General features: G+C 57.3%; 10 protein-coding genes. 9 read left to right on the forward strand and 1 reads right to left on the reverse strand.

Going from position 1 to position 15,230, the window contains the following annotated elements; translation table 11 throughout:
* The first annotated feature begins 13 nt into the window (after positions 1-13).
* From atpD to QN085_RS00130, 9 genes are all read left to right on the forward strand, one after another.
* Positions 14-1,390 carry a F0F1 ATP synthase subunit beta gene (gene atpD, locus QN085_RS00090; RefSeq protein ID WP_013974904.1) on the forward strand — a complete coding sequence of 459 codons (1,377 nt, stop codon included), beginning with the start codon at positions 14-16 and terminating at the stop codon, positions 1,388-1,390.
* A gap of 43 nt (positions 1,391-1,433) precedes the next feature.
* On the forward strand, positions 1,434-1,853 hold the full coding sequence (locus tag QN085_RS00095; protein ID WP_003260039.1) for a F0F1 ATP synthase subunit epsilon: 420 nt from the start codon (positions 1,434-1,436) through the stop codon (positions 1,851-1,853).
* Between the two features lie 121 nt (positions 1,854-1,974).
* Entirely contained in the window at positions 1,975-3,342 is a 1,368-nt protein-coding gene (gene glmU, locus QN085_RS00100; protein ID WP_013974902.1) for a bifunctional UDP-N-acetylglucosamine diphosphorylase/glucosamine-1-phosphate N-acetyltransferase GlmU, read from the forward strand.
* A 307-nt stretch (positions 3,343-3,649) separates the two neighbouring features.
* A complete protein-coding gene (locus tag QN085_RS00105) occupies positions 3,650-4,426 on the forward strand; it encodes a DeoR/GlpR family DNA-binding transcription regulator (protein ID WP_015268400.1) in 777 nt (258 codons plus the stop codon).
* Positions 4,427-4,429: 3 nt separating this feature from the next.
* On the forward strand, positions 4,430-6,265 hold the full coding sequence (glmS, locus tag QN085_RS00110) for a glutamine--fructose-6-phosphate transaminase (isomerizing) (protein ID WP_013974900.1): 1,836 nt from the start codon (positions 4,430-4,432) through the stop codon (positions 6,263-6,265).
* 283 nt (positions 6,266-6,548) lie between these two features.
* Positions 6,549-7,394, forward strand: a complete 846-nt coding sequence (locus tag QN085_RS00115) for a TnsA endonuclease N-terminal domain-containing protein (protein ID WP_285689048.1) — start codon at positions 6,549-6,551, stop codon at positions 7,392-7,394.
* Positions 7,391-9,556, forward strand: a complete 2,166-nt coding sequence (locus QN085_RS00120; RefSeq protein ID WP_285689050.1) for a TnsB C-terminal domain-containing protein — start codon at positions 7,391-7,393, stop codon at positions 9,554-9,556. The genes QN085_RS00115 and QN085_RS00120 overlap by 4 nt, the downstream gene beginning before the upstream one ends.
* Positions 9,553-11,016 carry an ATP-binding protein gene (locus QN085_RS00125; RefSeq protein WP_285689053.1) on the forward strand — a complete coding sequence of 488 codons (1,464 nt, stop codon included), beginning with the start codon at positions 9,553-9,555 and terminating at the stop codon, positions 11,014-11,016. Before QN085_RS00120 ends, QN085_RS00125 begins: the two co-directional genes overlap by 4 nt.
* A 15-nt stretch (positions 11,017-11,031) precedes the next feature.
* Entirely contained in the window at positions 11,032-12,717 is a 1,686-nt protein-coding gene (locus tag QN085_RS00130) for a TnsD family Tn7-like transposition protein (protein WP_285689055.1), read from the forward strand.
* Positions 12,718-12,788: 71 nt separating this feature from the next.
* Here QN085_RS00130 and QN085_RS00135 read toward each other — a convergent pair whose 3' ends face one another.
* Positions 12,789-15,221 carry a S8 family peptidase gene (locus tag QN085_RS00135; RefSeq protein ID WP_285689057.1) on the reverse strand — a complete coding sequence of 811 codons (2,433 nt, stop codon included), beginning with the start codon at positions 15,219-15,221 and terminating at the stop codon, positions 12,789-12,791.
* Positions 15,222-15,230: the final 9 nt, after the last annotated feature.

The following is a 15,230-nucleotide window of genomic DNA, read 5'->3' on the forward strand; positions in this document are numbered from 1 at the left end:
AGAGGATCCAGCTATGAGTAGCGGACGTATCGTTCAAATCATCGGCGCCGTCATCGACGTGGAATTCCCACGTGACGTCGTGCCGAGTGTTTACAACGCGCTGAAAGTACAAGGCGCGGAAACCACCCTGGAAGTTCAGCAGCAGCTGGGCGACGGCGTGGTTCGTACCATTGCGATGGGCTCGACCGAAGGCCTGAAGCGCGGTCTGGAAGTCGTTGACTCCGGCGCTGCCATTTCCGTTCCTGTTGGTAAGGCCACCCTGGGCCGTATCATGGACGTACTGGGCAACCCGATCGACGAGGCCGGCCCGATCGGCGAAGAAGAGCGTCGCGGTATCCACCAGCCAGCGCCTTCGTTCGCTGACCAGGCAGGCGGCAACGACCTGCTGGAAACCGGCATCAAGGTTATCGACCTGGTTTGCCCGTTCGCCAAGGGTGGTAAGGTTGGTCTGTTCGGTGGTGCCGGTGTCGGCAAGACCGTAAACATGATGGAACTGATCCGTAACATCGCCATGGAACACAGCGGTTACTCCGTGTTCGCTGGTGTGGGTGAGCGTACTCGTGAGGGTAACGACTTCTACCACGAGATGAAGGACTCCAACGTTCTCGACAAGGTAGCGCTGGTCTACGGCCAGATGAACGAGCCACCAGGAAACCGTCTGCGCGTAGCGCTGACCGGCCTGACCATGGCTGAGAAGTTCCGTGACGAAGGCAACGACGTTCTGCTGTTCGTCGACAACATCTATCGTTACACCCTGGCCGGTACCGAAGTATCCGCACTGCTGGGCCGTATGCCTTCGGCAGTAGGTTACCAGCCGACCCTGGCTGAAGAGATGGGCGTTCTGCAAGAGCGTATCACCTCCACCAAGGAAGGTTCGATCACCTCCGTTCAGGCCGTATACGTACCTGCGGACGACTTGACCGACCCGTCGCCAGCGACCACCTTCGCCCACTTGGACGCCACCGTCGTTCTGTCCCGTGACATCGCCTCCCTGGGTATCTACCCAGCGGTCGACCCACTGGACTCGACTTCGCGCCAGCTGGACCCGAACGTGATCGGCAACGAGCACTACGAGACCGCTCGTGGCGTTCAGTATGTTCTGCAGCGCTACAAAGAGCTGAAAGACATCATCGCGATCCTGGGTATGGACGAACTGTCCGAAGCGGACAAGCAACTGGTAGCCCGCGCTCGTAAGATCCAGCGCTTCCTGTCGCAGCCGTTCTTCGTGGCCGAAGTCTTCACCGGTTCGCCAGGCAAGTACGTTTCCCTGAAAGACACCATCGCTGGCTTCAGCGGCATCCTCAAAGGTGACTACGACCACCTGCCAGAACAAGCGTTCTACATGGTCGGCAGCATCGACGAAGCGATCGAGAAAGCCAAGAAACTGTAATTCCTGCGCCCCGCAAGGGGCGCTATCAGGTTGAGGCAAGCAGATGGCTATGACAGTCCATTGCGATATCGTCAGCGCGGAAGGAGAGATCTTCTCCGGCCTGGTCGAGATGGTAGTTGCGCACGGTAACCTAGGTGATCTTGGTATCGCTCCGGGTCACGCGCCGCTGATCACCAATCTCAAGCCTGGTCCGATCACGCTGACCAAGCAGGGTGGCGCCCAAGAGGTGTTCTACATCTCTGGTGGTTTCCTCGAGGTTCAGCCGAACATGGTCAAGGTGCTTGCCGATACCGTGCAACGTGCTGCAGACCTGGATGAAGCTCAGGCTCAGGAAGCCCTCAAGGCTGCCGAGAACGCCCTGAATCTGAAAGGCGCGGACTTCGACTACGGCGCCGCCGCCGCACGTCTGGCCGAGGCCGCAGCTCAGCTGCGTACCGTCCAGCAAATGCGCAGAGGCAAGTAATCGGCCCTCGGCTGATAACTTCTGTTGCGATTGAGTAAAAGGGTAGCCTCGGCTACCCTTTTTCTTTTCTGATTTCTCCCCCCCGGTCATTTCACTGACCACCCAGGATTGGTAGCCAGTAATGTCACTCGATATCGTTATTCTCGCCGCCGGCCAAGGCACCCGCATGCGCTCGGCGCTGCCCAAGGTGCTGCACCCGGTTGCCGGCAACTCCATGCTCGGCCATGTTATCCACAGCGCGCGCCAGCTGCAGCCGCAAGGTATTCATGTGGTCATTGGCCATGGTGCCGAGCTGGTTCGCGAGCGCCTGGCCGCCGACGACCTGAACTTCGTCATGCAGGACAAGCAGCTGGGTACCGGCCATGCGGTTGCCCAGGCATTGCCGGCCTTGACCGCCGAAACCGTGCTGGTGCTGTACGGTGATGTGCCGTTGATTGAAGTGGAAACCCTGCAGCGTCTGCTGGCGAAGGCCAACGAGCAGCAGCTGGGCCTGCTCACGGTGACCCTCGACGACCCGACCGGCTATGGCCGCATCGTGCGTGACGAGCAGGGCAAGGTGACCGCCATCGTTGAGCACAAGGACGCCAACGATGAGCAGAAAGCAATCAAGGAAGGCAACACCGGTATTCTGGCCCTGCCAGCCGCGCGCCTGGCCGACTGGATGGGCCGCCTGTCGAACAACAACGCTCAGGGCGAGTATTACCTGACCGACGTCATCGCCATGGCTGTGGCCGATGGCCTGATGGTGGCTACTGAACAGCCGCACGACCCGATGGAAGTGCAGGGCGCCAACGACCGTCGCCAGCTGTCCGAACTGGAGCGCCACTACCAGTTGCGCGAAGGTCGTCGCCTGATGGCCCAGGGTGTGACCCTGCGCGACCCGGCGCGCTTCGATGTCCGCGGTGAAGTGACCGTTGGCCGTGACGTGCTGATCGATATCAACGTGATTCTCGAAGGCAAGGTGGTCATCGAGGACGATGTGCAGATCGGCCCGAACTGTGTGATCAAGAACACCACCCTGCGCAAAGGTGCAGTGGTCAAGGCCAACAGCCACCTCGAAGGTACCGTGATGGGCGAGGGCAGCGATGCCGGCCCGTTCGCCCGCCTGCGCCCGGGTAGCGTGCTGGACGCCAAGGCCCATGTGGGTAACTTCGTCGAACTGAAAAACGCCCACCTCGGGGAAGGCGCCAAGGCAGGTCACCTGACCTACCTGGGCGATGCCGAAATCGGTGCACGCACCAACATCGGCGCCGGCACCATCACTTGCAACTACGATGGCGCCAACAAGTTCAAGACCGTAATGGGCGAGGACGTGTTCATCGGCTCGAACAACTCGTTGGTAGCGCCTGTAGAAATCAAGGCTGGTGCGACCACTGCTGCCGGCTCGACCATCACCCAGACCGTGGAGGCAGGCGACCTGGCGGTGGCTCGTGCACGTCAGCGCAACATCTCGGGTTGGAAGCGTCCGGAGAAGATCAAGAAGAGCTGAGTTATACACAGCTGTTTCGATCGAAAGCCGACTTATGTGAATAAGTCGGCTTTTTTCTTGGTCGTTTGGTGTTACTTGTGGGAGCGGCCTTGTGTCGCGAAAGGGCTGCGAAGCAGGCCCGGCAATATTCGCGTTACCTTTGAAATCATTGGGACCGCTTTGCGGCCCTTTCGCGACACAAGGCCGCTCCCACAAGGGCATGGCGAGTGCCGGGAGAATCTATCCACAGGGCAGTGACGACTTGACGAATCGCTCATCTTAGGTTTTGATTGCCATCATTATCTTTCGAATCGAAACTTAAGCGCTCATGTCGAAACGAAATACCCCGCAGCGGCGGCACAACATCCTGGCGTTGCTCAGCGAGCAGGGCGAGGTGAGTGTGGACGCGTTGGCCAAGCGTTTCGCTACCTCGGAGGTCACCATCCGCAAGGACCTCGCTGCCCTGGAAACCAATGGCCTGTTGCTACGACGTTATGGTGGCGCGGTCCCGGTGCCTCAAGAGCTGCTCGGTGAACCTGCCCAGCCGGTGTCTTCCTATAAAAAGGCCATCGCCCGCGCTGCTGTGGCGCGTATCCGCGAACATGCGCGGATCATTATCGACAGCGGCAGCACCACGGCAGCCATGATCCCTGAACTGGGCCGCCATCCTGGCCTGGTGGTGATGACCAATTCGATGAACGTGGCCCGCGCCATCTGCGACCTTGAACACGAGCCGGTGCTGCTGATGACCGGTGGCACCTGGGACCCGCATTCCGAGTCGTTCCAGGGCCAGGTGGCTGAGCAGGTGCTGCGCTCCTACGATTTCGACCAACTGTTCATAGGCGCCGACGGTATCGACCTCGGCCGCGGCACCACCACCTTCAACGAACTTCTCGGCCTAAGCCGGGTCATGGCCGAAGTCGCCCGTGAAGTGATCGTGATGGTCGAATCGGACAAGGTAGGGCGCAAGATCCCAAACCTCGAGCTGCCCTGGGGCAGCGTGCACACCCTTATTACTGACGAACGCCTGCCCGCAGCGGCACGCGAACAAATTCAAGCCCGCGGCATCAACCTGATCTGCGCCGCGATCAGCCAGGAGCAATAAACCATGTGTGGAATCGTTGGTGCCGTCGCCGAGCGCAACATCACAGCCATCCTGATCGAAGGCCTCAAGCGTCTTGAGTACCGCGGGTACGACAGCGCCGGCCTGGCCGTCCTCACCCAGAACGGTGAACTGCAGCGCCGTCGCCGTATCGGCAAGGTCAGTGAACTGGAAGCCGCTGTTGCTGCCGAGCCACTGGCCGGCCAGCTGGGTATCGCCCACACTCGCTGGGCCACCCACGGTGCGCCGACCGAGGGCAACGCCCACCCGCACTTCTCGGGCAATGAAGTGGCCGTGGTGCACAACGGCATCATCGAGAACCACGAAGAACTGCGCGAAGAGCTGAAGGGCCTTGGCTATGTCTTCACTTCGCAGACCGATACCGAAGTCATCGTCCACCTGATCCACCACACCTTGAAGAGCATTCCGGACCTGACCGATGCCTTGAAGGCTGCGGTGAAGCGCCTGCATGGCGCTTATGGCCTGGCGCTGATCAGCGCCAAGCAGCCTGACCGCCTGGTAGCCGCACGTAGTGGCAGCCCGCTGGTCATCGGCCTGGGCCTGGGCGAGAACTTCCTGGCGTCCGACCAGCTGGCCCTGCGCCAGGTCACCGACCGCTTCATGTACCTGGAAGAAGGCGACATCGCCGAAATCCGCCGTGACCAGGTCTCCATCTGGGACCAGGATGGCCACAAGGTTCAGCGCGAAACCGTGCAGTACCACGAAGGTGCCGAAGCTGCCGACAAAGGTACCTACCGCCACTTCATGCTCAAGGAAATTCACGAGCAGCCAAGCGTGGTGCAGCGCACCCTGGAAGGCCGCCTGGGCAAAGACAATGTGATGGTCCAGGCCTTCGGTCCGCAGGCTGCGGAACTGTTCGCCAAGGTGCGCAACGTGCAGATCGTTGCCTGTGGTACCAGCTACCACGCCGGCATGGTCGCCCGTTACTGGCTGGAAAGTCTGGCCGGGATCCCGTGCCAGGTCGAAGTAGCCAGCGAGTTCCGTTACCGCAAGGTGGTGGTGCAGCCGGACACTCTGTTCGTCTCCATCTCGCAGTCTGGCGAAACCGCCGACACCCTGGCCGCACTGCGCAACGCCAAGGAGCTGGGCTTCCTCGGCAGCCTGGCGATCTGCAACGTCGGTATCAGCTCGCTGGTGCGTGAGTCGGACCTGACCCTGTTGACCCTGGCCGGCCCGGAAATCGGCGTGGCCTCGACCAAAGCCTTCACCACCCAACTGGTTTCGCTGATGCTGCTGACCCTGGCCCTGGGCCAGGTGCGCGGTACCCTGGAAGCCGGCGTTGAAGCCGAGCTGGTCGAAGAACTGCGCCGCCTGCCGGCCCGCCTGGGCGAAGCCCTGGCCATGGACGCCACCGTCGAGAAGATCGCCGAGCTGTTCGCCGACAAGCACCACACCCTGTTCCTCGGCCGTGGTGCGCAGTACCCGGTGGCGATGGAAGGTGCGCTCAAGCTCAAGGAAATCTCCTACATCCACGCCGAAGCCTACCCGGCAGGCGAGCTGAAGCACGGCCCGCTGGCGCTGGTGGACAACGACATGCCAGTGGTAACCGTTGCGCCGAACAACGAACTGCTGGAGAAGCTGAAGTCCAACCTGCAGGAAGTACGCGCCCGTGGTGGCGAGCTGGTAGTGTTTGCTGACGAGCAGGCTGGCATGACCAATGGCGAAGGTACCCACGTGATCAAGGTGCCGCACATCGCCGACGCCCTGGCGCCGATCCTGTATACCATCCCGCTGCAGCTGCTGTCTTACTACGTGGCCGTGCTCAAGGGCACCGACGTGGACCAGCCGCGTAACCTGGCCAAGTCGGTTACGGTCGAGTAAGCCAGAAGCCAGGGGCGCTTTGCGCTGGCTGCGCGGATTAAAGATTGACACAAAAGGTTAAAGTTTGACACAAGCTATTAAAGTTTGACACAAAGCCCAAACCCCCGTATTTACGGGGGTTTGCCGTTTCTGGGCAAAGCCGTTGGTCCGGATTCACCGCTTCGCTTGGCTGCGAGAGTAGTCTGGAAATCCCTTCGACGATGCCGCCGAATGGAGCATATTTTCCTATGACTATTTTTTGAGTATCAGGTGAAGCACTCCGGTTGGACTGAGGAGGTAGGGGTTGCGCGGTCGTAGGTTTGCTTCAAAGCAGGATATTGAACGGCACATTGCCAACGGATTTGGATCCGGCGCCGGAGTCGGTTACGTGCCTTGGTTGCGTGTCCAGGATGTTCCTTCCATGGGGCGCTCCCACAAAATTCCAGGCGTTAAAGTCGAGCGCATACATCATCTTTTGTCCGATCTCGAACGAGCCTACCTCCTGGTCTGCGAGTTTTCAGAAGACGTAGTGGACATCCGGGAGCAATACCCGTTGCTGCCTGAGGAGAGCACTCAAGCCATCGCAAAGGCGATTGGTGTCCGTTATCCCAGATACAAATCTACTGCCCTGCCGCTGGTAATGACGACAGACTTCTTACTGACCGTTAGGCAGCCAAACGGAGACTTTAAGTCCGTAGCTAGGACAATTAAGTATCAGCAAGACCTCAATTCGCTTCGGACACTGGAAAAGTTAGAAATCGAGAGACGATTCTGGATGAGCCAGGGAGTGGACTGGGCCATTGTTACTGAGGAAATGTTTACGCCAGACCTGATTAAAAATCTCGGACTTCTCAGGCGGTATGCGCAACTTCCCCGTGCGCTGACGAGTTCGGCACTTCATGCTGAATTCCTTGAGCTTCTAGAAGCTAGCAAAGCTTACCCTTGGGCCACGTCTGAATGCCTAAGAAGAATTGCTACACGGTTAGGAATAGCGTACGGCGATGCTAGGGATATTTTCTTCAATCTGATCTGGCGTAAAGTAATTCTGATTGATTTAAGTAATGCCCCGTTGCATCTCAAGTCTCCGCTGCCAGAGTTCAAGGTTATTTACTCTTCAGCCCTGAGCGCATTGAATGAGAGATCGTTATGAATATTTCAGTCAATGACATATTCGAGCCCGTCACAGAATTCTCGGCTTTCACTACCTTAACCAGAGTCCTTCATCTTGATGATGAGCATGACGCAGCGATCGTGATAGATCTGGTCGAGCCGCCAAGAAAGCCCTACGCCGTAGGAATTGAGGAACTCAGGCTCTCGCTAGAGACCGGCGACACCAAATCTGTCGTCACGGGAGTTCCCGAGTTCCTGCTGGTCTTGGAAGATGATCTTGATGAAAGCTCGAAGCGTGACAGGGATGAAAAATGGGCGGTGATTGCGCCGCTTCTGGATCAGGCCTATCCAGGACAGATCTTCGTTCGTGGCGAGATGGGGCGCCTTGTTGGAAACCGGGCCGCTGAGCTTGGCATTCATCGAAAGACTATTTATCGTCTCTTGTATAGATATTGGTTCTATGGCCAAGTTAGAAACGCGCTTCTCAAAAATTATTCAGCGGTGGGTGTTGCCAACAGGAATTACACGCAGGATAAACGACCCGGCCCTAAGCCTAAGTTTCAGGGAGACCTGGTCACGCCCTCCAAGTTGCTCACTGTTGTCGATAAACGGTGTATTCGGGTAGGTTATGCACTATATGTTAACGATAAAGCACCCTCGATACGCATTGCTTATGACAAGATGCTTAAAAGATTCTACTCTGTAAAAGATTTTTCTAAAAATGCAGAGAATCGAATTCGCTTACTTCCAGATGCCGAAATACCGAATTACAATCAGTTCGATTATTGGGGCAAGATATTCTTTGACGAGATCCAAACTGATCGCGGGCGTAAGGGTTTGACGAAGTGGCTCAAGGACTGCCGTCCACTGTCCGGCACCGTTCGCGATTGGCTTCGGGGCCCTTGTCACCAATTCGAGATTGACGCAACGATTGCAGACATCTACTTGGTCAACAGTTATTCCCGGCGGATGCTGATTGGCAGGCCTGTGGTCTACATCGTGGTGGACAGCTACTCGGGGATGATTGTTGGGCTGTATGTTGGTCTAGAGGGGCCGAGCTGGAATGGTGCGCGGCAGGCATTGTTCAACGCATTCACCTCCAAGGTGGATTTTTGCGCGCAGAACGGCGTCGATATCACTTCCGAGGATTGGGACTGTCATCATCTGCCCCAGAACATCTACGCCGATCGAGGCGAGATGTTGTCTCTGGCAGCGGAAGGGTTGGCAACTGGCTTGGGCATTGAGATGGGCACGGCACCTCCCTACCGCCCAGATTGGAAGCCCATGGTCGAAAGCCGGTTCGGGATCCTCAATGATCTAACCGGTATCAGGTGGTTACCGGGTGGTGTGGCCGCTCGGGATAAGGAACGGGGGGAGCGAGATTATCGGCTCGACGCCACTCTGAACCTGAAGGAATTTACCCAGATCCTTATCGCATGCGTCTTGCACTACAACCGCTATCATCGACAGCCTGAACGTCTTACCCAATCTATGATGCACGATGGCGTCGAGCCTACTCCGATGGGCATATGGTCCTGGGCCTCGGAGAATGACCTGATCCAGCCTAACAACCGGCCGGACGATTTAATCTATCTCCACTTGTTGCCTCGTGAACGAGCCACTGTGCAGAAGGGCGGCGTGATGTTCCGCGGGATGCACTATGTATGTGAGTTTGCGATCCAAGAAAACTGGTTTGCTAAAGCTCGCCGCAATGGCGTGTGGTCGATCGATTGCCGGTTCGATCCGAACTCTGCCGCTCATATCTGGATCCAGGGTGTGAACAAGCAGTTTTTGCGCTGCGATCTTCGACATTCGGATGCGAAGTACGCCGGTTATCGATCGGACGAGATCTACGATCTGCTGGAAGCGTATCGGCAAACACCACCCGCTCATAAACGCGCGGAGCTGGAAAGCCGTGTGGGCTTGGTCGACACCGTGGAGCAGATCATCAGCACCGCTAGGGCCGAACGCAAGCTTGAGCCTCCTGCGAGTAGCAAGTCAGAAGCGGTGGCCAATATCCGCGAAAATCGTTCTGAGGAACGTCAGCGGGAGCGTGAAAACGCCACTGTCCCAGTGGGTCTCCGGGCAGAGCCCGAACCCGCAGTGGAATCCCCCACCATTGCACACGACTCGTATGCGGGCCCCCGCAGCGCGCAGGTCATCGATCTGCTCAGAAGACTTCGTCCGGGACAGAGCAAATGAAAGGCGCACGGATTTTCGCGAGCTACACCAAGCAGGCCATATCTGAATATGGGGGAAACCCGTTGATCGAGGCCTTGCCGCCAATCCTTCCGGAAGCGGCGGCCATCGAGTTGATATCGAATTTCCCCCAGCCAGTAACACCTGAAGAGCTTGAGCTCGACGGAGCGACACGCATTCACTGTATTGAGCGACTGAGGACCGTCGTGCAGCCGTTCCTGCTGCATTTGGAGCTGGAGTCCATGTTCTCCCTATTGGTCCGCCGCGGATACGTTGGGCGCAATCCAACCTCACCCGACACGGTCAGGCACCTGCATTCGTTGTCGGGGGCCCAGCGCTATCATGACTCTTTCAAATCGACGGCTGATTCCTTCAGCGTTGTAGGGCTGAGTGGTATTGGGAAGTCCACAGCGCTCCACGCCATTCTGAGCCTCTACCCGCAGACGATTCGACATGAGCGTTATGAGGGCAACCAATTTGTCCACACCCAGATCACCTGGCTCAAATTGGATTGCCCGCGCGATGGATCGCTGGCTGGATTCTGCCAGCAGTTTTTCCACGCCGTCGGTCAAGCGCTCGGCGACCAGGATTATCACAAGCGGCACCGGCACCGGAACATCAACGATGCGCTGCAGCAGATGGAGCAGGTAGCCAGTACGTTCTTCATTGGCGCCTTACTTGTTGATGAGCTGCAAAACCTCCACCTGGCGAAAACGGGAGGTAAGGAAAGCATGCTGAACTTCTTCCTCCACCTTGTGAACAACATAGGCATTCCCGTCGTGTTCATCGGCACGAATTCGATGATCAGCTTGTTCTCGGACGTCATGCGTGTTGCCCGACGCAGTGGCAGTACAGTCGAGTTCAAACGGTTCGAAAAGGATGATGAGGAGTGGCAGTTCCTGGTTGAAAACCTCTGGAGTTATCAGTGGTGTAAGCAGACGACTGAACTGACCCCCGAGATCTTTGACGTGTTGTACGAGCACACCCAAGGCGTAACAGACTTCTTGGTGAAGCTACTCGTGCTCTGCCAGCGCTATGCCATTCAAAGTGGCTCCGAATGCCTGACTGCGGAGACGATCGGCAAGGTGAGCAATGCCAAGATGCAAATCCTCAAGCCAGCGCTTTCAGCTCTGCGCAGCCGGGATCCTGCTCGTATGCGGCAGTTCGATGACCTACTTCCCATTGAGGAGCAGTTAATCGACATGATGTCGTTTGATGGGCTTCCACGAGCAGATCGGCTTGCGTTGCTCCGTGGTGTGAAGTCGCATAATAAGCCAGTGGCCCCACCTTCAGCAGTAGTTTCGAGTAAACCAGTAGCTCCCGCTACACCTGCAGTTGTCGCAGTGGAGGCATCGCAAGCAAAGGCACTGAGTGAGCAGCCTGACACCATAGCAGCGCTCAAGTCAGCGGATTGGATAACCGCGGATCTCTTTGAGTTTTCGCCGGCTTACCGCAAATCATAATTCGAAGGTGGCGAAATGGAGCTGAAATTCCATTTCTTCCCAACGGCTTTTCCCGACGAGACACTTCACAGTGTCCTTTCTCGCTATGCGCGGCTTTGCGGTGGAGGCAGCTGCAAAGCAGCGTTCGCTGGGGAGAGAGCTGCTGCCTCGTTCACCCAGAACGTAGCGTTTCCAAGTCGATTGGGTGATTTGGTCGAGGCACTTCCTTGTGGCGCCTGCTTCTCGGTGCCTCAAATCATCGCGCGTCATACTCTGCTGCCTTACTACGCACCATTCCTCACCAGCAATCAGTTGCAGTTTGCACAAGCCTCAATGGCTGGGGATAGCAAAAGACTGATGGTCAAGTTAGGCATCAATGCCAGCCGAATCGAGTGGGCTTCGAGAGCCCGGTTCTGTTCTGAGTGCCTTGAAGAAGACATCCGCCGAGTTGGTGTAGCCTACTGGCACCGAGCTCACCAGCTTCCTGGTGTGTTGGTATGTCCCAACCATGGCATTCTTCTCAAGGTTGTGGACCCTAGTTGGAGCAGCCGAAATTCACGTCAGCTCAATCTTCCTGACGATGACGGCGTGCAGGCCCATGCGATCCTGCTCGATGCAGCCGAGGAGACCCTACCAGGGCTGCGGCAGATCGCATTGTGTTCACAGCGGCTGCTGGGCCTGCAGCCTTGTTCTCTTCAAGCCGATGTAGTGCGCGCTAACCTTCTGCAAGGCGCTGCACACCTGGATCTGACCACTGGTACAGCGCATCGGTTGGACTTGCGCCGCTTGGGTACGCACATGGTTAGCTTTTTCGAAGCGCTCCCGATCGCCTGGGAGTACTCGATTCTTCGTGAGTGCTCAGCAGCTTTTCCTGCAACATGGGTCACCAAGCTGCTTCGTCGACCAAGAGGCAGCCACCATCCACTCAAGTACGTCGTTCTGGCCAGCGCTTTAGAGGTAGACCTGACGCGCACCATCTGCATCGACAAGCCATCAGAGCCTGCTCGTGAGCGACCCTCACCATTTGTTGCCTGGTCTTCACAAAAGATGCGATCTCAGCCCGTAGCCGAGGGATTGGATGGCTTACCGGCTAAGATTTGGAAGTTGGCTCTTGCGGGGAGCGAAGCACGGCAGATCGCCGATGCAGTGGGTGTATCTCAGGTTTATGTGTACCGGGTCATTCGCGCAGTAAACCTTGGCCCCAACGCATGGAGAGAAGCGAGATTGCGGAGGCAACATCTGCAGCGCCGGAAAACCTTTGAGGAAGAGTATCGGCACCTGCCGGCACACCAATGCCGGGACTATGCGTGGCTGTATCGATGCGACCGGGCCTGGCTTTCGGACTGCATAGCGAAGAACGAAAATCTTCATGCAAGCCGGCCGGACAGTGCAGGCAGATTTACTGCAATTGACGCGAAACTCGCCGAGCAGGTCTGGTGTTGTGCACAACGGCTTCGTGCTTTACCAGGAAAGCCTGTCTGGATCTCGCGGACAAGAGTTGGGCGAGATCTGCATGTCCAGGCTCGCTTCGAGAAACAGCTCTCAAAGCTGCCCCTTTGCCGGATTGCGTTGGACCAAGCTTGTGAGTCCGTCGAGCAATTTCGCGCTCGGCGCCTGTTATGGGCCGAGGCGAAGCTGTTGGATGAGCAGAGAAACGTTACCCGATCGGCGTTGTACCGTACTGCTTGCATCAGGCCAGAGATGATTCGTGAGGGGGTCTGATTGTTGGAAGCACCCTAATGTCAGATCAGGGTCGAAGAGCGCATCCTACCCCGAACACACAGGCGGGGTGTTTATCCTCGGTACTGCACGCGAGCTGCCTCTAGCCTAGCCTGTTGCTGTTCCCTCACCACAGCCTGCTCAGCTAACAACGCCTGCATCTGGGTATAGAGTTGAGCATGCTCATTGTCCCTATCGGCCACGGTGACCACCAGCGAGTATGCTTCTTTCTCTGCTGCTGATGGGTTCCAGTCACGATCCTGGCGCACTACGACCACAAACCACTTTTCCCCAGGCGTGCACTGTTTAACAGTCCAGCGGGATGACTGCACCGTGCCGTGGTTTCTCAACTGCGCGGTGATATCACGGTTGGTGGACCGCGCCTCCTTGAGTACTTCAGTCTTGGCCTTCAGCTCTTGGTTGAAGTGTTTCTGGACTTCATCTAGAGAAGTCCCCGTCACCAAACGGTAGTTGATCTGGGTGGCCAGGTATTCGATCCGTGTAGTGCGGACGACTGGAGAATAGGCCAGCGTGATGGATAGCTCCCGGGTTCCTCTGGAGGAGCGAAGGAAATTCTCTGGCAGTGGGAGCTCGAAGAACTGGCAACCATCGTTCTCGATAGTCTCCTCCGACATCAACACCACGCAGTGGTCGGAGGATCTGAACAAATCAGCCTCATTCACAGCGCCATAGCCTGCCACATCCCTTGCAACGTCGCGATTGAGCGTGGCCTTGGCCTCCTTGTAGCTCTTTCTGAAATCCTCGGAGAATGAGGTCGTTATCTCCTTTGGAAGATAGGCTTGGTTCACCAGCATGGCGCGAAGCATGTTCGCAGAGGCCGTTGGATAGTGGTTCAACAAACGCCCGGCCAGGTGAGTGATGTACGGCGCCGCTAAGCTCGTTCCGCTGACCTCCTTGAAGACGGTCGCACCGACCACTTGGTGGTTGAGCGTCAGCACACCCAGTCCCCTCATATGGGGCGCCCACTGCGCATTCGTCTGTCGCATGGGGCTGGCAAAATTACCTCCTGCAGCGACTAGCTCCGGCTTGAGCGCTCCCTTCACCGATGGCCCGTGGCGAGTAAAGGGCGAAGGCTGGTTCTCCGATGCCGGCGAGAGCTGATAGATCTCTGGGAAGCGCTGGCTGTCGAAAGTGGCGTTGTGCCGGGAAATGCTCCCCACAGTTAGCACCGTCATGGCCGGGGCAGGGTCGATGATCGCACTCTGCGCAGAGACCAGGTACTCGGGATATTCATCACGCCAGCTGTTGATGGGTACAGGTGGGTTATCGGAACCGCAGAAGTTACCTGTCGAAACCACGAATAGGATGTTGTGGCGCCTGGATAGGACATCCAGGATGTAGGCAAGGCCTCTGACATGAGATCCGTCGTAGGGCGCATTGTTGTTGCCCAGCGAGAGATTGAAGATCCTGCAGCCCAGCTCGACAAAGTGCGCAACAGCCTTCGTCAGTGAAGCCTCGAGTGAAAGTTCGTCATAGACGGCATTGCCGGTATGAGGGCACTTCTTCATCACCTTGCCGTTGAAAATCCAGAGCTCAGGCCGCCAAAAATTCGAGTTGTTGCAGGCCTCTACGTCGCCGTACAAGGCTATACCGGCCACCGCAGTACCGTGACCCGCTTCGTCGGCGTCACCCTCTTCATCCACAAAGGACGCGCTTTCGCCCATCGCCGGTCGAAGCAGCGGGTGGTTAGAGTTGATGCCACTGTCGAGAATGCATATGCGTGCGGCATCTGCAGGTGGCGAGGGAATATCTCTGGGAAGCTCGTTGATGTCCCGGTTTAGTTGCTGAATGCTGATACCGGTGGAGGGGATGAGGTCCACCAGGCGTACATCGCGGTGGTTCAGCAGCAGTTGTGCCTGTTCAACAGTTACCTCCACACGGTACATGAGCAGGCTGTCCAGGTTGATTTTGTCGAGCTGATGGATGCGCTCCGCAGCCAACCAGGCCTCGAACGCATTCGTGAGCAGGATACGGGCAGGATGGTTCGCAACGTAGACGGGCCACAGCTCAACGTCGAGCTTGAACGTCGGTGTATTCGGAAACCCAATGTTGTTGAGCGCCCAGCTCATCCGATCTTCGGGTGACCACGCCTCAACCCCGGCGATGGCTTCCAGGATCTGTCGGTAGGTTAGTGCGGCGTCCATCACGCCCAGCTTTCTGAGGTGATCGGCAAATTGGGCCAGCCCCGCTTCTGTCGCGAATACCACACAGAGCTGCTTACCCTCTTGGCTGACGAATTCCAACCCGTGGGTTGAGAGGTGAGCAAAGGTGAGTGCACCGTCGTATTGCAGCTTGAGGACATAGGGGGAATTTGCGGAAGAGCCGATCTGCTTTCTGGCTTGCCCTTCAGCAGTAGCAAAATATCCGTTTAGCTTCTGGCCATGCCCGCGACGATCTTCACGTGTTACGAAGTGGGGCGGGTTCTTGGTCCGGCGAGGATTGTCGAGAACTGCCCGCGCAATGCTCAGATGCTTGTAGGTAGCCACTGCTTCTTC

It is taken from the genome of Pseudomonas sp. M2(2023) (genome assembly GCF_030263955.1).
Taxonomy (GTDB): domain Bacteria; phylum Pseudomonadota; class Gammaproteobacteria; order Pseudomonadales; family Pseudomonadaceae; genus Aquipseudomonas; species Aquipseudomonas asiatica.